Genomic DNA, 19,930 nt, shown 5'->3' with positions numbered 1-19,930 from the left:
TACCGTCTGCCCCTCTAGCAGGCGATCGATCCTTCGCGCCTGCCCCACCCGGCCGGCGCCATCCCCGATCAGACCCGAACGGACGCCCGGCCTCCCAGCCCCTCAAGGAGCCGCCATGTCCCTCGAAATCCTCGCTTCCCCCGTGCTAGAGCCCGGCCACCGAAGTCCCGGGAATCCCCAGATGTCCGACGCGCCGTTCAAGTCCGAGTTCCTGAAGACCCTGCAGGCGCGCGGCTACATCCACCAGATCACTCATCCGGAGGAGCTGGACGAGGCGGCGACCGGCGGGACCATCGCCGCCTACATTGGGTTCGACGCCACGGCGCCGAGCCTGCACGTCGGCAGCCTGATCCAGATCATGATGCTGCGCCGGCTGCAGCAGGCCGGCCACAAGCCGATCGTGCTCATGGGCGGCGGCACCACGAAGGTCGGCGATCCAACCGGCAAGGACGAAGCCCGCAAGCTGCTGAGCGAAGTTGACATCCAGGCGAACATCGCCTCGATCAAGACCGTCTTCGCCAAGTTCCTGACCTTCGGCGACGGGCCGACCGACGCCGTGATGGTCGACAACGACGAGTGGCTGTCGAAGTTCGGCTACGTCCAGTTCCTGCGCGACTACGGGGTGCACTTCACCATCAACCGGATGCTGGCCTTCGACTCCGTGAAGCTGCGGCTGGAGCGCGAGCAGCCGATGACCTTTCTCGAGTTCAACTACATGCTGATGCAGTCGGTGGACTTCCTGGAGCTCCATCGGAGCCGAGGCTGCGTCCTGCAGATGGGCGGCTCGGACCAGTGGGGGAACATCCTCAACGGCGTCGAGCTGATCCGCCGCGTCGATCAGAAGCCGGCGTTCGGCCTGACCACGCCCCTGCTCTCCACCGCCTCGGGCCAAAAGATGGGCAAGACCATGTCGGGCGCGGTCTGGCTGAACGCCGACATGCGCAGCCCCTACGACTACTGGCAGTTCTGGCGGAACACCGAGGACGCCGACGTCGGCCGGTTCCTGCGGCTGTTCACCGACCTGCCGCTGGACGAGATCGCCCGGCTGGAGGCCCTGCCCGGCGCCGAGATCAACGAGGCCAAGAAGGTGCTGGCCAACGAGGCCACGCGCCTTCTGCACGGAGCAGACGAGGCGGCGAAAGCCGCGGCGGCCGCCCAGGCCGCGTTCGAGCAGGGCGGGCTGTCGGCCGACTTGCCGACGCACGAGACGCCTTCCGCCGAATTGGAGGCCGGCGTCCAGCTTGCGGATCTGGCGGTGGCGGCGGGTCTCGCCAGCTCCAAGGGCGAGGCGCGACGCTTGGCGCAGGGCGGCGGCCTTCGCGTCAACGACAAGCCGGAAGCCGACGCCAATCGCGCGGTCACATCGGCTGACCTGGTGGACGGTGTGGTCAAGCTGTCGGCCGGCAAGAAGAAGATCGTCCTAGTGAAGCCGGTCTGAGACCAAGGAGCGCGGATGAGCGAGATCGTGGAGGGCGCCAAGGCGCCGGACTTCGACCTGGAAACCGCAGAGGGACCCGTGCGGCTGGCGGACTTCGCCGGCCGCACCCTCGTGCTCTACTTCTATCCGAAGGACGACACGCCCGGCTGCACACGCGAGGCGCAGGAATTCTCGGCCCTGGCCAGCGAATTCGAGGCGGCCGGCGCCACGGTTCTGGGCGTGTCGAAGGACAGCGTGAAGCGGCATGCCAACTTCGCGAAAAAGTACGAGTTGGCCGTGCGCCTGGGCGCCGATCCTGAAGGCGAGGTGATCGCCCGGTATGGCAGCTGGGTGGAGAAGAGCCTCTACGGCCGGCAGTACATGGGCATCGACCGTTCCACCTTCCTGATCAGTGACGGCGTGGTGCGGAAGGCCTGGCGCAAGGTGAAGGTGCCCAACCACGCCCAGCAGGTGCTCGAGGCGGTGAAGGCCCTCTGAGGCGCAGCGTCGCAGCCGGGCTGCACGACCCGGCGGCGCCTGTTGCAGCTTTGCCGCGCCCAAAAGCTTTGTTCTCCGAGGGCCGAACGCGCTGTGGACGGCGCCCGCCGGGGCGTTCACCCTGACTTAACCGACGCTGCGAACACTCGCATTGTGCGGACCTGCGTCCGTTCGCCCGGCCGCGGCGCCTTGCGCGCCCGAAAATTCTCAGCCCATATCTCCCCCGTCGATGGGGCTGGGGACTTAGCGACAGCATGCAACGCCTGGCGCGGCTTCGCCGCTCGCTCGAAGACCTGTTTCCGGAACGTCACCTCTATGTCCGCTCCGGCGGCGAGATGAAGGGCTTCGTGCTCACGCCGCGCAAGCAGATGGCGGCGGCGAGCGTGGTCGCGGGCGCCGCGCTGTGGATGGGCGTCTCCACCGCGGCGATGCTGGTCAATGTCTTCTCGGCGTCGGCCGCCGACCGCGAGATTGCCCGCACCCAGGCGAAGTACGAGCGCTGGATCGCCGACCGGCAGGCCCGGCTCAACTCGGCCGTGGCCCAGTTGAACGCCACCTCAGGCTCCAACAGCGACGTGGCCACCACGATCGAGAAGCGCCACGCCGCCCTAGCCCTGCTGCTCACCGATATGAAAGGAGCGCCCGGCGCAGCCGAGGCCCTGACCCCGGCGATCAGCCGGGCGCTGTCCACCGGCGACGCCAACCCCGCCCGACGCGTCGAGATGGTGCGGATCAGCCAGGAACAGCTGCTGGACGCCGCCGACGGCTATGCCAAGAGCCGCGCCGACCGGCTGCGCCTCGCCTTCCGTCTGGCGGGGCTGACGCCCTCCTCCTATGTGCCGAAGGGTGGCTCGCTGGGCGGGCCCTTGATTGAATCCCGCGATCCCCGCGCCCTGGCCGCGGTGCTGGACGTCGACGAGCAGTTCGCGCAACGCGTGCAGCGGGCCGCCACCGACCTCTCTGAGGCCCGCGCCCTGTCCGCCGCGGCCGAGAAGCTGCCGCTCGCTGCGCCGACCGCGGCGGCGGCCCAGACCAGCCGGTTCGGCGTGCGTTTCGATCCGTTCACGCGTCGGCCGGCCTTCCACTCGGGCCTAGACTTCGCCGGCGCGACCATGACTCCGATCTACGCCACAGGCCCTGGCGTGGTGAGCTTCACCGGCGTCCGCTCAGGCTATGGCAACGTCGTCGAGATCGACCACGGGCGCGGGCTCAAGACGCGCTACGCCCACCTAGCCGCGATCGCCGTCCGGCCCGGCCAGGCGGTGGGTGTCGGCCAACGGGTCGGCGGCATGGGCTCCACCGGCCGCTCCACCGGCACGCACCTGCACTATGAGGTGTGGGTCAACGGCCGGGCGCAGAACCCCGACCGATTCCTCAAGGCAGGTTCCTATGTTCTCCAAGCCGGCTAGGTCCCCCGCGCCGCGCCCTGACGCGCCTGAGAGCCCAGGTCTTGGCCGAAAGGCGATCGCCGCCTCGCTGATCGCAGAGAACGTGACCATCGCCGGGGACCTCGCCAGCGATGGCGACGTGCAGCTGGACGGCGTGCTGCGCGGCGACCTGCGCGTGGGGCGGTTGACCATCGGCGAAAGCGGCCAGGTGGAAGGCGCCATCGAGGCCGAAGCGGTGGACATCCGCGGCCGTGTCACAGGCTCGATCACCGCCCAAAGCGTACGGTTGCACGCCTCGGCGCAGGTGCTGGGCGACATCACTCACACCCAGTTGGCGGTGGACGCCGGCGCGCGCTTCGAGGGCCGGAGCCTGCGCTTCGAGGCGCCTGCGGCGGCCCTGCTGGAAGCGCCGGTCGCCGAGCCGGCGGAGTAGGCCGCCCCTACGCGTCGACGGTCGCGCCGCGGGTGGCTCCCACCCGCTGGGCCAGCGCCGCGCCCATGAACTCGTCCAGATCGCCGTCGAGGACGCCACCGGTGTCGGAGGTCTCCACTTCGGTGCGCAGGTCCTTCACCATCTGGTACGGCTGCAGGACGTAGCTGCGGATCTGGTGGCCCCAACCGATGTCGGTCTTCTGGTCCTCGATGGCGGCCTGAGCGGCCTCGCGCTTCTCCAGCTCGAGCTCGTAGAGACGGGCGCGCAGCATCTTCCACGCCTGCTCGCGGTTCTGGTGCTGCGAACGCTGGGTCTGACAGGCCACCGCGATGCCGGTCGGGATGTGCGTCAGGCGCACCGCCGAGTCGGTCTTGTTGACGTGCTGGCCGCCGGCGCCCGAGGCCCGATAGGTGTCGGTGCGCACATCCGACGGGTTGATCTCGATCTCGATGTTGTCGTCGATCACCGGATAGACCCACACCGAGGCGAAGGAGGTGTGCCGGCGCGCGCTGGAGTCGAAGGGGCTGATGCGCACCAGGCGGTGGACGCCCGCCTCGGTCTTCAGCCAGCCGTAGGCGTTGGTCCCCTTGATCTGCAGCGTGATCGACTTGATGCCGGCCTGTTCGCCCGGTGTCTCTTCGATGACCTCGACGCTCATGCCGTGGGCCTGCGCCCAACGGGTGTACATCCGCAGCAGCATGCCGGCCCAGTCGTTAGACTCGGTGCCGCCCGCCCCGGAGTTGATCTCCATGTAGGCGTCGTTGCCGTCGGCTTCGCCGGACAGCAGGGCTTCGAGCTCCGCACGTCCGGCGCGGTCCTTGATCGCCTTCAGCTGGGCGCGGGCCTCGTCCAGCGAGCCCTCGTCGCCCTCCTCCTCGGCCAGCTCCGCGTACCCCAGAGCGTCAGCCAGGTCGCGTTCGAGCGACTGCACGGCCTCCACCTGAGCGGCGAGCCGGGAGCGCTCGCGGCTGACCGCCTGGGCCTGGTCAGGGTCGTTCCAAAGGCTAGGGTCTTCGACCCGGGCGTTCAGCTCGTCGAGCTTACGGAGCGCTGGCTCCCAGTCAAAGACGCCTCCTGAGCAGTTCGATCGACTGCTCGATGTCGGCCTTCGCGGCCTCGACATCCGCTCTCATGGGAGAACTCCGGTGAATGACAGGGCGCGGCAGATAGCCCGCGCCGGGGATCAGAACAAGCCGGCCGTGTCGTCCGGCGGCCGCTTGGGCGGCGGCGGGTTCACGGCCGAGCCCGCATTCGGCGCGCCGGTGACGCCGTTGCGCCATACCTCGTTGTAGGGCTGAGGCCCGCGCAGCACCCGCGGGCCCCCTGCCCCGCCGGCGGGCGCCGTGGCGACGCGCGGCTCAGTGCCCGGCCGGAACGCCTCGCGAATGCCGCGCACCAGGGCGAACTTGGCGTTCTTGGGCGCCTTGAATTCCTTCTTCTCGACGCCTTCCAGGGCGACCTTCATGAAGTCGATGAAGATCGGCACCGCCGACTGCGACCCGGTCTCACCGTCGCCCAGGCTGCGGTTGTCGTCGAAGCCGACGTAGATGCCCACGACCAGGTCGGGGGAGAAGCCCATGAACCAGGCGGAGCGATAGTCGTTGGTGGTCCCCGTCTTGCCGCCGAGCGGATAGCCGAGCGAAGAGGCCGAGGCGGCGGTGCCGCGCTGGACCACGCCCTGCAGCATGGAGGTGATCTGGTAGGCGGTGATCGGGTCCATGACCTGGGCCCCGGACGGCGGGATGCGGGGACTCTCCGCCCCGGAGAAGCCGGCGTCACAGCGCGGGCAGTCGCGGCCGTCGTGGCGGTAGATGACCTTGCCCTCGCGGTCTTGCACCAGCTCGATGAGGTGCGGCTCGACCTTGCGGCCGCCGTTCACGAAGGAGGAGTAGGCGCCGGCCATGCGGAACACGGTGGTCTCGCCCGACCCGAGCGCCATGGCGAGCACCCGGTCCATCTTCTTCGTCACGCCGAGCCGCTCCGCCAGCCCGGAGATCTTGGTCATCCCGACGCCCTGGGCCAGTCGCACCGTCATGGCGTTCCGCGACAGCTCCAGGCCTTTCCGCAGCTGCAGCGGCCCGTAGTACTTCTTCTCGTAGTTCTCGGGCGTCCACGCCTGGCCGCCGGCGCCGGCGAGCGTGATCGGCGCGTCCATGACAACGCTGGCGGGCGTGTAGCCGTTCTCGAGCGCCGCGGCGTAGACGATCGGCTTGATGGCCGAGCCGGGCTGGCGCATCGCCTGGGTGGCTCGGTTGAAGCTGGACAGGGAGAAGGAGTAGCCGCCGACCATCGCCAGAACCCGGCCGGAGTGCGGCTCCATGGCCACCAGCGCGCCGTTCACCGCCGGCACCTGCTTGAGGCGGAAGCCCGGCTGGCCGTTCTCGGCGGCGGCCACGAAGATCAGGTCCCCCGTCCCGATGCCCTTGCCGCGACGGGCCCAGGCCACATCCTCGGCGGCGATGGCGCCCTTCTGGCCATCGATGGTCTGAACCTGCACCGTACCGCCGGCCACCGAGGTGACCACCGCCTGCAGCCAGGTGCGCCGTTCGGCGGGCCGGGTGCGCTTGCGGGCGATCTGCTCCCAACCGGCCAGGGTGGTGACGTTGCCCCAAGCGCCGCGCCAGCCGTGCCGGCGGTCGTAGGCCTCGAGGCCATTCATCAGCGCCAGGCGTGCGGCGCTTTGCAGCCGCGGGTCCAGCGTGGTGCGCATGTAGTAGCCGCCCTCGGTCAGCTTGTCCCCGAGGGTGTTCAGCCCGCGCCGGCGGACCTCCTCCACGAAGTAGTCGGCGTCGCGGTACTTGGCGCGGGTGGGCTCGCCCTGCACGCGCAGGTCCTCGGCCTTCGCCAGGCGGGCTTCCTCACGGCTGATCCAGCCGTGGCCGGCCATCTGGTCGATGACCCAGTTGCGGCGCTCCAGCGCCTGACGCTTGCGGCGGATCGGGTGGTAGTTGTCGGGCCCCTTGGGCACAGCCGCCAGGTAGGCCGCCTCGGCGATGCTGAGCTCCGAGATCGACTTGCCGAAGTAGTTGTAGGCGGCCGCGCCCACGCCGTAGGAGCGGTAGCCGAGCCAGATCTCGTTCAGGTACAGCTCGAGGATCCGCTCCTTGGAGAGCGTCTGCTCCAGCCGGCTGGCGAGGATCGCCTCCTTCAGCTTGCGGCCGATGGTCTGGTCGTTGGTCAGCAGGATGTTCTTGGCCACCTGCTGGGTGATGGTGGAGCCGCCTTCCAGCCGCCGGCCCTGCGCCACATTGAAGACGTTGCGCGCCATGGCGCGGCCGAAGCCGGAGACGTCCACGCCGCTGTGCTTGAAGAAGTTGTGGTCCTCGGCGGACAGGAACGCCTGGGCGAGCCTCGGCGGGATGGCGTCGTACGGAACGTAGATGCGACGCTCGCGGGAGAATTCACCGATCAGGGTGCCGTCCCAGGCGTAGGCGCGGGTGGCGGTGGGCGGGTGGTAGTCGGCCAGGTCGGCGGCGTCCGGCATGTCGTGGAACAGCCACGCCGCCCAGATGGCCGCGGCGAACCCGGCCACCGCGATGGCGCTCAGCACCACCACGCCGGCGATCGCGACCCAACGCTCGGGCCTGCTCTCAGTCGGATCCAACGCCAGAAGCCTCCAGGGGCGCGGGCGGCCCCCCTGCCGTCCCGTCTAGCGTGCGTCGGGGCAGGCGCCAACGGGCCGCCGCCCCCGCCGCGTCAGCGCGCCGCAAGCCTCACGGACTCGGCGAAGTAGTCGTCGATGGCGTCGCCGACGGCGTTCATCAGCTCCCCGCGGCGAACGGGGTCGCGCAGGAGCTGCTCGTCCTCGGGGTTGGAGACGAAGCCCATCTCGAGCAACACAGCCGGCACGTCAGGGGCCAGCAGGACCATGAAGCCGGCGTCGCGATGGCTGCGGCGCAGCATGGGGGACTTGCCCTCGATATTGGCCACCAGGGTCTGGGCGAAAGCAGCCGAGCGGTTGCGCGTCGCGCGCTGGGTCAGGTCGAGCAGAATGTCGCTCACGCCGCGGTCGCCGGTGAGGCTGGCCTTCATGAACCAGTCGTCGCGGCTGACGAACTGGGCGGCGCGGGCGCTGGCCTTGTCGGACAGGGTGTAGACGCTGGCGCCGCGCAGGCCAGGCTCCGGCCCGCTGTCGGCGTGCAGCGAGATGAACAGGTCGGCGTCCGCGCGCTGGGCGATCCGCACGCGGCTGGCCAGGCCCACGTAGGCGTCGGTCTCGCGGGTCATGATGACCTTGTAGCGACCGGTCTTCTCGAGCCGCGCCCGCAGGGCCTTGGCGGCGAGGAGGTTGATCTCCTTCTCGTGGCCGAGCGCGCCATGGGCCCCGGGATCGTGGCCGCCGTGCCCGGCGTCGATCACCACCACCTTCTTGAGGCTGAGCTCGGACTTCACCGGCAGCAGCTTGGTGCGCAGGGTCGGGGCGCTGGCCTTGGCGAGCTTCACGTCGGCGGGCCCCAGGGGCGCGACGTCGACGACGTAGCGGTAGTGGTCCACGCCGTCGGCCGGGGGCAGCAGGAAGCGGCGCTTCACCTTGGCGTCGGCGGCGAGGTCCATCTGCAGGCGCGCGCCGGCCGCCGTCTGGTCGACCATCCAGGCCTGCACGAGGCCATGGCCGCCGCCCTGCAGGCCGGCCGTGGCGGTGACGCCCGGCAGCACGACGGTGACCCGCCGGTCGGCGGCGCCGTCGGACACGAGCTTGGCCGTGGCGGACCGATCGAGGTCGATGACGATGCGGGTCTGTTCGGAATCGCCCCCCAGCCGGACCTTCAGCAGGTCGGTGGAGGCCGCGGCGGCGTGGCCGACGGCGGCGCCCGCCGCGCACAGCAGGACGGCGGCCGAGGCCACCACGGCCCAGCCCTTATGCCTCCACAGTCCTTGCCTCATACGCACCAGCATTTTGTCTGGGCCCAGCCTACGGATTTGAGCAAACGGATTGAAGCGCCATATAGACGCGGGCCCGGTGGACAAACGGTTAACCAGACCTTTCGCACCGTGGGCGTGGCGGTTCGGCTTTCCTTTTGCGGGCCGCTGTTGCAAAGTCCGGCCCGCGCGCCGCAGCGGCGCCTGTCCGCTTCTGGACAGGACCCGGACGCGCGACCTCAAGCCCGCGTCGGCTTAGACCGTATCCTCGGTGACGACGCATCATCCGATCCGCGCCCATTCCGGACGCGCCTGGGAACACACCTGATGGGCTGCGCAGCTCACGCCGATACCGGCCCCATGGCCTCCCGAGACGCCGTCTGCGGCGTCTTCCCGGGCGGCGCGCGCGCCCGTCCCATGCACCGGCAGCGCTCAGCGCGCCGTGGAGATTCACTTAATGTCCAAGACCATGCTGATCGACGCAGCGCACGCGGAAGAAACGCGTGTGGTCGTCGTCGACGGAAACCGCGTTGAAGAGTTCGACTTCGAGAGCCAGAACCGCAAGCAGCTCAGAGGGAACATCTATCTCGCCAAGGTGACGCGCGTTGAGCCGTCCCTGCAGGCGGCCTTCATCGAGTACGGCGGCAACCGCCACGGCTTCCTCGCCTTCAACGAGATCCATCCGGACTATTACCAGATCCCGGTCGCCGACCGCGAAGCCTTGCTGCGCGAGGAGGCCGAGGAGGACGAGGAGGACGAGCGCCCCGCCCGCGGCCGCCGCGCCGCCGCCTCGGAGGACAGCGCCGGCGAGGAGGGTGAGGACGAGGAGACCGTCGCGGCCTCCGATGACGACGACGACGATGTCATGGAAGAGGAGCTCGCCCGGCGCCGCCGGCGGCTCATGCGCAAGTACAAGATCCAGGAAGTGATCCGCCGCCGGCAGATCATGCTGGTGCAGGTGGTCAAGGAAGAGCGCGGCAACAAGGGCGCCGCCCTGACCACCTACCTGTCGCTGGCCGGCCGCTACGGCGTCCTGATGCCGAACACCGCGCGCGGCGGCGGCATTTCGCGCAAGATCACCACGGCGACGGACCGCAAGCGCCTGAAGAGCGTCGTCCAGAGCCTGGACGTGCCGCAGGGGATGGGCCTGATCGTCCGCACGGCCGGGGCCAAGCGCACCAAGGCCGAGATCAAGCGCGACTACGACTACCTGCTGCGGCTGTGGGAGAACATCCGCGAGACGACCCTGCACTCCATCGCGCCGGCCCTGATCTACGAGGAAGAGGACCTCGTGAAGCGGGCCATCCGCGACCTCTACGACAAGGACATCGACAACGTCTTCGTGGAGGGCGAAGGCGGCTTCAAGGAAGCGCGCGACTTCATGCGCATGCTGATGCCCAGCCAGGCGAAGAAGGTGCAGCTCTACCGCGAGCCCACGCCGCTGTTCGTCAAGCACCGCGTCGAGGACCACCTCAGCCAGATCTACACCCCGGTCGTTCCCCTGCGCTCGGGCGGCTACCTGGTGATCAATCAGACCGAGGCCCTGGTGGCCATCGACGTGAACTCGGGCCGCTCCACCCGCGAGCGGAACATCGAGGCCACGGCGCTGAAGACCAACATGGAGGCGGCCGAGGAGGCCGCCCGCCAGCTGCGCCTGCGCGACCTGGCAGGCCTGATCGTCATCGACTTCATCGACATGGATGAGGCGAAGAACAACCGGGCCGTCGAGAAGAGGCTGAAGGACTGCCTGAAGGACGACCGCGCGCGGGTCCAGATGGGCAAGATCAGCCCGTTCGGCCTGATGGAGATCAGCCGTCAGCGCCGCCGCACCGGCGTACTCGAAGGCACCACCCACGTGTGCGAGCACTGCCAGGGCACCGGCCGTGTGCGCTCGGTGGAGTCGAGCGCCCTGGCGGCCCTGCGGGCGCTGGAGATCGAAGCGCTGAAGGGCGGCGGCGAAGCCTGCCTGACCGTGCCGCGCGCTGTCGGGCTCTACATCCTGAACGAAAAGCGCGGTCACCTGGCCCGCCTGCACCAGGCTTTCGGCCTGTTCGTGACCGTCCTGATCGACGACGACATGGCGCACTCGGACCACGGGATCGAACGGACGGCCAGCGAGGCCCGGCCCGACCACGCGGCCATCGTCCAGGCGGTCCCGGCCCCGGCCTACGAGCCCGTCGCCGACGACTTCGATGACGAAGCCTATGAGGACGAGGACGAAGACGAGGAAGACGAGGACGAGGACGCGGAGGACGGCGAAACCGACGCCCGGGAAGCCTCGGCCGGCGCGCCGCAGCGCCGCAGCCGCGAGGACGAGGGCCGCTACGACGACAGCGAAGGCGGCCGGCGCGGTCGCCGCCGCCGCCGGCGTGGGCGGCGCGGCGACGATCGCGAGCCGCGCGAAGGCGGCGCCGAGGCCCGCGAGCCTCGTGAAGCCCGCGAACCGCGCGAGGCCGAGCCGCGTCCCGAAGCCAACGACGACGAGGACGGCGCCCATGGCGGCCGCCGTCGCCGGCGCGGTCGCCGCGGCGGCCGGCGGATGCGCGACGACGGGCGTCCGCAGGACGTCTTCGCCTGGACCCGGCCGTGGGTGCCCTACGGCGAGGATCCGTTCGTCTGGTTCGATCCGGCCGAGGACCTGAAGCGCAACGCCGCCCCGGCCCCCTCGCCGGCGCCGGCCAACGACGAGCGCCCCGCGCCCGTCGCGGCCGAGGCTCCGGCCCCTGCCGCGGAAGCCGTCGCTGCGGCCCCTGCGGTGGCGGCGCCGTCCAGCGGGACCGAAGAGGACATCTGGGTCGAGCTGCCGCCGGTGGAGGAGAAGCCCAAGCGCGCCCGCCGGACGCGCAGCCGCGGCAAGGCCGCCGAGACCGAGGCTGTCGCCGTGGCGGAGGCGGTGACGGCCGAGCCCGCGGCCACCGAGGCGGCGGTGAGCGAGCCCGCGCCGCAACCGGCTCCGGAGCCGGTTGCGGAAGCTCCCGCCCCGCAGCCGGAGCCGGAGCCCGTTCAAGCGGCCGAGCCCGAGCCCCAGCCTCAATCGGAGCCGGAGCCCGTCGCGGCCGAGGCGCCTGTGGAGAGCAGCAGCCGCAAAGCTGCCGCAACTGCCGCGCAGGATCCCGCCGAGATCTCGGCCCCGCCCGCGGCCCCGCGGCGTGGCTGGTGGCGGCGCGGCTGACGGGTTAGATTCCGACCGGGGATGCGGGGCTTTGTAGGACGTTCAGCATGGTCTCCCTTTCCCGGTCGGTCTCCCGCTTCGCCCTGGCCCTGACGGTCGCGGCGAGCCTGGTCGTCCGGCCGGCGCCCGCCGTCGCGCAGGACAGCGGCATGTCGCTTATCCGCGACACGGAGATCGAGGAGATCCTGCGCCGGGACTCGGCGCCGATCCTCGAGGCCGCCGGCATCGACGCCAAGGAGGTGGACATCCTGCTGATCGGCTCGAAGGAGCTGAACGCCTTCGCCGCGCCGCGGACCATGGGGGTGTTCACCGGCCTGATCCTGGAATCGAAGACGCCCAACGAGCTTCAGGGGGTGATCGGGCACGAGGTCGGCCACCTCGCGGCCGGCCACAGCGCCCGGTCGGGCGAGATGAGCCGGGCCGGCCTGAAGCCCTTCCTGCTGACCATGGGGCTCGGGGTGCTGGCCGCGCTGGCCGGTTCGCCCGAGGCGGCGGCGGGCCTGGCGGGCTCGGCGGGCTACTTCGGCACCCTCGGCGCCCTCGGCTACAGCCGCGAGCAGGAGAGCCGCGCCGACCAGGCCGGCGCAACCCTGCTCGAGAAGGCGGGCATCTCCGGCAAGGGCCTGGCCGACTTCTTCGACAACTTCCGCTACCAGGAGGTGTTCAGCGAGGGCCGGCGGTTCGCCTACTTCCGCAGCCACCCGCTGTCGTCCGACCGGATCGAGGCGCTGCGCCGCCGGGTGACGACGCTGTCGAACTACGACAAGCCCGACAGTCCCGAGGCGATGGCCGAACACGCCATCATGCAGGCCAAGCTGCAGGGCTTCCTGAACCCCCAGGTCGCGGTGGTGAAGTACGCCGAGACGGACAAGTCCTATCCGGCGCGCTACGCACGGGCGATCGCCTATTACCAGATGAAGGAGCCGGACAGGGCGCTGCGGATGATCGACGCCCTACTGCAGGAGCAGCCGGAGAATCCGTACCTGTGGGAGCTGAAGGGCCAGGTGCTGTTCGAGTTCGCCCGCGCCCCCGAGGCCGAGGCGCCGCAGCGCAAGTCGGTCGCCCTGAAGCCCGACGCGCCCCTGCTGCGGGTCAATCTGGGCCAGACCCTGATCGCGCTCGATGACAAGGCCAAGGTGGCCGAAGGGATCGTCGAGCTGCGCAAGGCGCTCACCCAGGAGGAAGACAACGCGGTCGCCTGGCGGCTGCTGGCCGAGGCCTATGACAAGCAGGGCGAGGACGGCCTCGCTCGCCTGGCCACCGCCGAATACAACTACTACGTGGGCGACATGCGGCAGGCCCGGGTGTTCGCCATGCGGGCCCGCGAGATGCTCGACAAGTCCTCGCCGCAGTGGCGTCGGGCCACCGACATCGTGCTGGCGTCGAACCCCGACAAGGCGGACCTGAAGGACCTGGCGCGCGAGGGATCGATCTCGCGCGGCCAGATGCGCTAGCCGCCGACGCCGCCACGCCCTATCTGAGCCCCATGCGTCTTCCTGCCCGCGCCCTCCTCGCGCTTTCCGCCGCCCTCGCCCTCGCCGCCTGCGAGCGGCAGCCCGACGCCGCCTTCGGAGAGAAGGTGCGCGCCTACCTCCTCGCGCACCCCGAGGTGCTCGAAGAGACGGCGATGAAGCTGAACGAAAAGAAGCAGCTGGAGGCCCAGAAGGCGTCCACCGCCGCCATCGACAAGAACCGCGCGGCGCTGGAGCGCGATCCGCGGGACTTCGTGGCCAACCCGGGCGGCCGGGTGACAGTGGTGGAATTCTACGACTATCGCTGCGGCTACTGTAAGGTCGTGGCGCCCGAGGTGACGCGCCTGATCCGCGAAAACCCCGACGTCCGCTTCGTCTTCAAGGAGCTGCCGATCTTCGGGGAGGTGTCGGACACCGCGGCCCGGCTCGCCCTCACCCCCATGGTCAAGGCCAAGGGCGTGGACATCTACAACCGCTGGATGGCCGACAAAGGGCTGACCGAGGCCGGGCTCGACCGGCACCTGCGGGAGGTCGGCATCGACCCCGCGCGGGCCCGGAGCGCGGCCCAGAGCCCGCAGATCGCGCAGCACCTGGCGGACACCCAGGCGCTCGCGCGGTCGCTGAACATCCAGGGCACGCCGGCCTTCGTGGTCGGCGACATCCTGATCCCCGGCGCGGACGTGAACGCACTGAAGGCCGCGATCATCCAGGCCAAGGCCGGCGACCTGAAGCGGATCAGCTGATCCAGGGCCGCTTCCTTTCCCACCGCAGGTGGGAAAACAGCGGCGGTGGCGGCTCAGGTCGGGCGCGACGGTCCTGCGCCCACCCACGCCAGCTGCGGCGCCGCTGCGGCCACACCACCACCAAACCCTCCTCCATCGAGGAGGAGGGCTTAGGGAGGCGCGGCGCTTGGGGCCTGCCCTCTCCACCACCGGCTCTTCGGCTCCGCCTCGGCCGGCGGTCCCCCTCTCCCACTTCGTGGGAAAGGAAGGGGCTGCGGCCGCAGCGGCACCCAACCCTCCTTCCGCAGTGGAGGGCCATGGGGCGGCCGCCAGGCCTGCGCCGGGATCTCATGGCGGCAGTTTGCCTGCGGGATCCGGTCTCTCAAGGACCGGCCGGAGGCCGGCCGCGGGGCGGCGCGCCCGCAGGGCGCGTCCTTGACTGATCGGAGCCCGCAGGCTCGCATCAACCGTGAGATCCGAGGCGGGGAAGCCTCTGCCCAGGGCCTCCCTGGGGCGGTGAACGGATCCGCCAGCGCGACGCGAACGACCGGCCCGCGCCGGCCCTCCGTCCGTTGACCGCCGTTACGGCAAGCGCGGAGATTCGCACCCGGCTGAGTTGAGCGCGCGGAGCAGGCGGATGTCCGAGAAGATCCTGGTGATCGGGGCCGGCATGGCGGGCTTGTGGACGGCGCTGGCGCTCGCCCCGACCGGTCGCCAGGTGATCCTGCTGGAGCGCGACCCGCCGCCGCCGGAAGGCGGGCCGGAGGCGGCCTTCACCGACTGGAGCCGGCGCGGGGTCGGCCAGCTGCGGCACAGCCATGCGTTTCTCGCCCGCCTCCGCAACCTGATCCGCGACGAGCACCCGGCACTGCTGGCCGACCTGCTGGCGGCAGGCTGCCGCGAGCTGACGTTCCAGGACAATCTGACGGCGGCCCAACGCCAGAGCTATCAGCCCAAGCCCGTGGACCAGGACCTGGTGATCCTGACCAGCCGGCGCACCACGCTGGAGTTCGTCATTCGCCGCTACGTGGAGGCGCTGCCGAACGTGACGCTTCGGCCAGAGACCTTCGTCCAGGGCCTGTTGGTCGAACCCGGCGATCCGCCGCGGGTCACCGGCGTGCGGCTGCAGGACGGCGGCGAACTCACCGGCGACGTGGTCGTAGACGCCGGCGGGCGCACGTCCGGGGCGACGGACGACCTGGCGGCTATCGGCGTCGCCCTGCCGCAGGAGGTGGAGCCCAGCGGGGTGGTCTACTTCACCCGCCATTATCGGCTGCGCCCGGGCGCGGAGGAGCCGCCGCGCGGCAAGACCCCCGCCACGGGCGACCTGGACTACCTGAAGTTCGGCGTCTTTCCGGGCGACAACGGCTGCTTCTCCATCACCCTATGCTGCCCCGAGGTGGAGGAGGAGCTGCGCAAAGCGATCGTCGACCCGCAGGTGTTCGACGCGGTCTGCAACGCCCTGCCCGGCCTGGTCCCCTGGGTGGATCCGCAGCGCAGCGAGGCCACCAGCCGGGTGTTCGGCATGGGCGACCTGCTGAGCCGCTGGATCGACCTGGCGCCGGAGGGCCGCCCTCTGGTGCTGGGCTATGTGGCGGTAGGCGACAGCCTGGTGCGGACCAATCCGCTGTACGGCCGCGGCTGTTCGTTCGCGGCGGTAAGCGCCGTGGCGCTGCGCGACGCCCTGCGCGCCACCCCCGACCCGGCCGGTCGGCTGCTCGGCTACCAGGCCCGCATCCGGCAGGAGCTGCGCCCCTACTACGACGTCATGCGCGACACCGACCGGCAGGGCATCCGCCGGGCCCGGCGCGCGATGCAGCCGGCCTACCAGCCGTCGCTGCGCGCGCGGCTGACCCGCAGCTTCGTGGAGGACGGGGTGACGGTGGCGCTGCGCTCCGACCCCGACCTGATGCGCGCCTTCCTGCGCGGCTTCCATATGCTGGAACACCCGCAGGCCTGGCTGAAGCGGCCGGAGAACCTCGCCCGGGTGCTGGGCTACTGGGCGCGCGGGCGGCGGCGCAACGCCGAGGCCTACCGGCCGCCCGCCGGACCCGGACGCCGCGAGATGCTGGAGCGGCTGGGCCTGTCGCCCGACGCCGATCCCCGGCGCCTCGCCGCCGCCTAGGCGGGATCGCCGAACAGGGAGTTCTGCGCCATCTGCTCGCGCATGGCCTCCGGGGCCAGGGTCGCGGCCTTGTCGAGCTCGGCGATCTCCTCCGGCACGTACCAGTGCAGCTTGTCGGACTGGTAGGCCTCCCAGACCACTTGGGCGACAGAGCTGGGCGGCATGGCCCGCCACATGCCCTCCTTGGGAGCGGCCGCCACGGCTCCGGGCGGCAGGATGGGCGTGTCGATCAGGCCGGGCAGCACGTCGGCGACCCGCACCCCGATGGCCTTGAACTCCACCGACAGCGCCTCGGTGAGCCCCTTCACCGCGTGCTTGGTCGCCGAATAGACGGCGATGCCGGCCATGCCGAAGGTGGCCGACGACGAGGAGGTGGTGAAGCAGAGCGAATTCGGCGTCGCCTTCAGCAGGGGCACGGCCTCGTAGATGCCGATCAGCACGCCCATCAGGTTGACCTGCACGACGGCGACGATGTCCTCCCACGGCTGCTTGTCGAAGCGGCCGCCGCGGCCGATGCCGGCGTTGTTGAACAGGATGTCGAGCCGGCCGCCGGCGGCCGGGGCGAAGGCGTCGAGGGCCGCGCGGTAGTCCTCGCGGTCGGTGACGTCGAGCCGGCGGATCAGGCAGGCCTCGGCCCCAAGCTCAGCCTGCAGGTCCTTCAGGCCCGCCTCGTTGACGTCGTGCGCGCCGACGAACCAGCCCTTGGCGGCGAACAGGCGGGCCGTTTCGCGGCCCATGCCCGAGGCGGCCCCGGTGATGAAGATCGACTTGCGCTGGGTGGCCATGCCTCAGATCAGTCCGGACAAGGGAGACGACGGATCAGCATACATCCGCTTTCCCATACGTCCGGCAAGCCAGGCTTCGCGCCCGGCGATCACCGCGTGCCTCATGGCGGTGGCCATGCGGATCGGGTCCTTGGCCTCGGCGATCGCGGTGTTCATCAGCACCGCGTCGCAGCCGATCTCCATGGCCAGAACTGCGTCGGAGGCGGTGCCGACGCCGGCGTCCACCAGCACCGGGACCTTGGCCTGCTCGATGATCAGGCCGAGGTTGAGGAAGTTCTGGATTCCCCGGCCGGAGCCGATGGGTGCGGCGGCGGGCATGATGGCGGCGGCGCCGGCGTCCTCCAGCTTCTGGGCGTAGACCGGGTCGTCGGAGCAGTAGACCATCACCTGGAAGCCGTCGGCGACCAGCAGCTTGAGCGCGCGGAGGGTCTCCTCCATGTCGGGCAGCAGGTGCTTGGTGGAGGAGAGCACCTCCAGCTTGACGAGGTCCCAGCCCCCAGCCTCGCGGGCGAGCCTGAGCGTGCGCACGGCGTCCTCGCCGGTGAAGCAGCCGGCGGTGTTGGGCAGGAAGGTGAAGCGATCGGGCTTCACATAGTCCACCAGCATCGGCTGGCTGGGGTCGGAGAGGTTCACCCGGCGCAGCGCCACGGTGACGATCTCGGCGCCCGCCGCTTCGGCGGCGGCGGCGTTCTGGGCGTAGTCCTTGTACTTGCCGGTGCCGACGATCAGCCGCGAGCGGAAGGTGCGGCCAGCCACCGTCCAGGTGTCGTCCTGCGCATGCGTGGACCCGTCCATGTCAGCCGCCTCCGATGAAGTGCACGATCTCGATCCGGTCGCCGTCGGTGAGCTCGGTGGCGGCATAGGCCGATCGGGGCACGATCTCCAGGTTCCGTTCCACGGCCACCTTGCGTGCGTCCAGGCCCAGCGCCGCCACCAGACCCGCGACGTCGCCGACACCCTGGAAGGCGCGCGCTTCGCCGTTGAGGATCAGGTTCATAAGCGGCCTCCAGTCACCCTGCTTGTGACCCGCTGTCCCGCCCGTTACAAGACGCCGGATTCGACGGCGGAGCCCAATGTCGAGACCGATCCATGTGCTGAGCGCCCCGGGCGCCACGGCCCCCGCGGCCCGGCGCCGCGGGACCCAGGGTCATCACCCGCTCGACGCGGCCGCCGGCCACAAAGAAGAACAAGGAACCCTCGATGGCTAGCAGTCCCAAGGCTCCCGCCGATCCGTTCGACGCGCGCCTGGTGCGCAAACTGGCCGACATCCTCACCGACACCGGGCTGTCGGAGATCGAGGTCGAGCACGGCGAGCTGAAGATCCGGGTGGCCAAGACCCTGACCGCCGCCCCGGTGCACTATGCCGCAGCGCCCGCGCCGATGGCCGCCGCGCCCGCCCAGGCGCCTGCGCCGGCCGCCGCTGGAGCTCCTGCCGCCGCGGAGGCCGCCCCCGCCCCGGCGGCGCGCGGCGACGCGGTCAAGTCGCCGATGGTGGGCACCGTCTACATGTCGCCCCAACCCGGCGCAGAGCCCTTCATCAAGGTGGGCGACACAGTGAACGCCGGCCAGACGCTGATGATCGTCGAGGCCATGAAGACCATGAACCCGATCCCGGCGCCCAAGGGCGGGAAGGTGGTGGAGATCCTCGTGGAGGACGCCCAGCCCGTGGAGTTCGGCGAACCGCTCGTGATCGTCGAGTAGGTCGATGTTCGAGAAGATCCTGATCGCCAACCGTGGCGAGATCGCGCTGCGCGTCCACCGGGCCTGCAAGGAGATGGGCATCGCCACCGTGGCCGTGCACTCCGAGGCCGATTCCGGCGCCATGTGGGTGCGGCTGGCCGACGAGAGCGTCTGCATCGGCCCGGCGCCGGCGGCGAAGAGCTACCTGAACATCCCCTCGATCATCGCCGCGGCCGAGATCACCGGCGCCCAGGCGATCCACCCGGGCTACGGCTTCCTCTCCGAGAACGCCCGGTTCGCCGAGATCGTGAACGCCCACGGCTTCACCTTCATCGGGCCGAAGCCGGAGCACATCCGGATCATGGGCGACAAGATCACCGCCAAGCAGACGGTGAAGGACGCCGGCATCCCCGTGGTGCCGGGCTCCGACGGCGGGGTGACGACCGAGGAGGAGGCCTTCGAGGCCGCCCGGGCGATCGGCTTCCCGGTGCTGATCAAGGCGGCCGCCGGCGGCGGCGGGCGCGGCATGAAGGTGGCGAAGACCGAGGCGGACCTGGCCGAGGCGGTGGGCACCGCGCGCTCCGAGGCCAAGGCGGCGTTCGGCGACGACGCGGTCTACATGGAGCGCTACCTCCAGCGGCCGCGGCACATCGAGCTGCAGGTGATCGCCGACAGCCACGGCAATGTGGCGCACCTGGGCGAGCGCGACTGCTCGCTGCAGCGCCGCCACCAGAAGGTGCTGGAGGAGGCCCCCTCCCCGGTCATCGACGCCGCCGAGCGCAAGAAGATCGGACAGGTGGTGGTCGAGGCGGTGCGCGCCATCGGCTACCTGGGCGTGGGCACCATCGAATTCCTGTACGAGGACGGCGAGTTCTTCTTCATCGAGATGAACACCCGGCTGCAGGTGGAGCACCCGGTGACCGAGGCGATCACCGGCATCGACCTGGTGCGCGAGCAGATCCGCATCGCCGCCGGCCTGCCGCTGTCGTTCCGGCAGGAGGACGTGGTCTTCGAGGGCCACGCCATCGAGTGCCGGATCAACGCCGAGAACCCGAAGACCTTCGCCCCCTCGCCGGGGCTGGTCACCGACTTCCACGCGCCGGGCGGGCTGGGCGTGCGGATGGATAGCGCGCTCTACGCCGGCTATTCGATCCCGCCCTACTACGACAGCCTGATCGGCAAGCTGATCGTGCACGGCCGCGACCGGGAGGAGTGCATCGCCCGGCTCTGCCGCTGCCTGAACGAGGTGGTGGTGGCCGGCATCGACACCAACATCCCGCTCTTCCAGGAGCTGATGACCAATCCGGACATCATCAAGGGCGACTACAACATCCATTGGCTCGAGAACTGGATGAAGGCCCAGGCCCAGGCCTGAGGC

General features: G+C 70.4%; 16 protein-coding genes. 10 read left to right on the top strand and 6 right to left on the bottom strand.

The window, feature by feature from the left end; genetic code table 11:
- The first annotated feature begins 181 nt into the window (after positions 1–181).
- From tyrS to VIL67_RS15915, 4 genes are all read left to right on the top strand, one after another.
- Positions 182–1,438: a tyrosine--tRNA ligase gene (tyrS, locus tag VIL67_RS15930; protein ID WP_332049895.1), complete on the top strand. Its 1,257-nt coding sequence runs from the start codon at positions 182–184 to the stop codon at positions 1,436–1,438.
- 15 nt (positions 1,439–1,453) lie between these two features.
- Entirely contained in the window at positions 1,454–1,915 is a 462-nt protein-coding gene (locus tag VIL67_RS15925) for a peroxiredoxin (protein ID WP_332049894.1), read from the top strand.
- 254 nt (positions 1,916–2,169) lie between these two features.
- Positions 2,170–3,324: a M23 family metallopeptidase gene (locus VIL67_RS15920; protein ID WP_332049893.1), complete on the top strand. Its 1,155-nt coding sequence runs from the start codon at positions 2,170–2,172 to the stop codon at positions 3,322–3,324.
- A complete protein-coding gene (locus tag VIL67_RS15915) occupies positions 3,245–3,736 on the top strand; it encodes a bactofilin family protein (protein WP_332049892.1) in 492 nt (163 codons plus the stop codon). The genes VIL67_RS15920 and VIL67_RS15915 overlap by 80 nt, the downstream gene beginning before the upstream one ends.
- A gap of 7 nt (positions 3,737–3,743) precedes the next feature.
- Here VIL67_RS15915 and prfB read toward each other — a convergent pair.
- From prfB to VIL67_RS15900, 3 genes are all read right to left on the bottom strand, one after another.
- Positions 3,744–4,869 (bottom strand): peptide chain release factor 2 gene (gene prfB, locus VIL67_RS15910; RefSeq protein WP_332049891.1). Its coding sequence is split into 2 segments (ribosomal slippage): positions 3,744–4,799 and positions 4,801–4,869, totalling 1,125 coding nucleotides; the frame shifts between segments, so codons are not numbered across the junction.
- 50 nt (positions 4,870–4,919) lie between these two features.
- Positions 4,920–7,346: a penicillin-binding protein 1A gene (locus VIL67_RS15905; protein WP_414696219.1), complete on the bottom strand. Its 2,427-nt coding sequence runs from the start codon at positions 7,344–7,346 to the stop codon at positions 4,920–4,922.
- Positions 7,347–7,432: 86 nt separating this feature from the next.
- Positions 7,433–8,620, bottom strand: a complete 1,188-nt coding sequence (locus VIL67_RS15900) for an N-acetylmuramoyl-L-alanine amidase family protein (RefSeq protein WP_332049889.1) — start codon at positions 8,618–8,620, stop codon at positions 7,433–7,435.
- A gap of 433 nt (positions 8,621–9,053) precedes the next feature.
- Here VIL67_RS15900 and VIL67_RS15895 point away from each other — a divergent pair, with 433 nt between their 5' ends.
- From VIL67_RS15895 to VIL67_RS15880, 4 genes are all read left to right on the top strand, one after another.
- Positions 9,054–11,768 (top strand): Rne/Rng family ribonuclease, encoded by a 2,715-nt coding sequence (locus tag VIL67_RS15895; protein ID WP_332049888.1) that lies wholly within the window; start codon positions 9,054–9,056, stop codon positions 11,766–11,768.
- Positions 11,769–11,815: 47 nt separating this feature from the next.
- Positions 11,816–13,222 (top strand): M48 family metalloprotease, encoded by a 1,407-nt coding sequence (locus VIL67_RS15890; RefSeq protein WP_332049887.1) that lies wholly within the window; start codon positions 11,816–11,818, stop codon positions 13,220–13,222.
- A gap of 32 nt (positions 13,223–13,254) precedes the next feature.
- Complete coding sequence (locus tag VIL67_RS15885; RefSeq protein ID WP_332049886.1) at positions 13,255–13,983, top strand: DsbA family protein; 729 nt, start codon at positions 13,255–13,257, stop codon at positions 13,981–13,983.
- 616 nt (positions 13,984–14,599) lie between these two features.
- Positions 14,600–16,087 carry an NAD(P)/FAD-dependent oxidoreductase gene (locus VIL67_RS15880; RefSeq protein ID WP_332049885.1) on the top strand — a complete coding sequence of 496 codons (1,488 nt, stop codon included), beginning with the start codon at positions 14,600–14,602 and terminating at the stop codon, positions 16,085–16,087.
- Here the strand turns inward: VIL67_RS15880 and VIL67_RS15875 are convergent.
- From VIL67_RS15875 to thiS, 3 genes are read right to left on the bottom strand one after another with little or no spacing between them, the layout of a single operon-like run.
- The gene (locus tag VIL67_RS15875; RefSeq protein WP_332049884.1) at positions 16,084–16,872 is read right to left on the bottom strand and encodes an SDR family oxidoreductase; all 789 of its coding nucleotides are present in this window, start codon (positions 16,870–16,872) and stop codon (positions 16,084–16,086) included. The two genes, VIL67_RS15880 and VIL67_RS15875, sit on opposite strands and share 4 nt — an antisense overlap.
- 3 nt (positions 16,873–16,875) lie before the next feature.
- A complete protein-coding gene (locus tag VIL67_RS15870) occupies positions 16,876–17,667 on the bottom strand; it encodes a thiazole synthase (protein ID WP_332049883.1) in 792 nt (263 codons plus the stop codon).
- Position 17,668: 1 nt separating this feature from the next.
- On the bottom strand, positions 17,669–17,869 hold the full coding sequence (gene thiS / locus VIL67_RS15865; protein ID WP_332049882.1) for a sulfur carrier protein ThiS: 201 nt from the start codon (positions 17,867–17,869) through the stop codon (positions 17,669–17,671).
- A gap of 203 nt (positions 17,870–18,072) precedes the next feature.
- Here thiS and accB point away from each other — a divergent pair, with 203 nt between their 5' ends.
- Both accB and accC read left to right on the top strand, forming a co-directional pair.
- Complete coding sequence (gene accB / locus VIL67_RS15860; protein ID WP_332049881.1) at positions 18,073–18,573, top strand: acetyl-CoA carboxylase biotin carboxyl carrier protein; 501 nt, start codon at positions 18,073–18,075, stop codon at positions 18,571–18,573.
- A 4-nt stretch (positions 18,574–18,577) separates the two neighbouring features.
- Positions 18,578–19,927: an acetyl-CoA carboxylase biotin carboxylase subunit gene (accC, locus tag VIL67_RS15855; RefSeq protein ID WP_332049880.1), complete on the top strand. Its 1,350-nt coding sequence runs from the start codon at positions 18,578–18,580 to the stop codon at positions 19,925–19,927.
- The last annotated feature ends 3 nt before the right edge of the window (positions 19,928–19,930 follow it).

This window comes from Phenylobacterium sp. (assembly GCF_036563385.1).
In the GTDB taxonomy this organism is placed as follows: Bacteria; Pseudomonadota; Alphaproteobacteria; order Caulobacterales; family Caulobacteraceae; genus Phenylobacterium.
The sequence above is the reverse complement of the archived record's forward strand: the minus strand, read 5'-3'. Positions and strand labels throughout refer to the sequence as shown.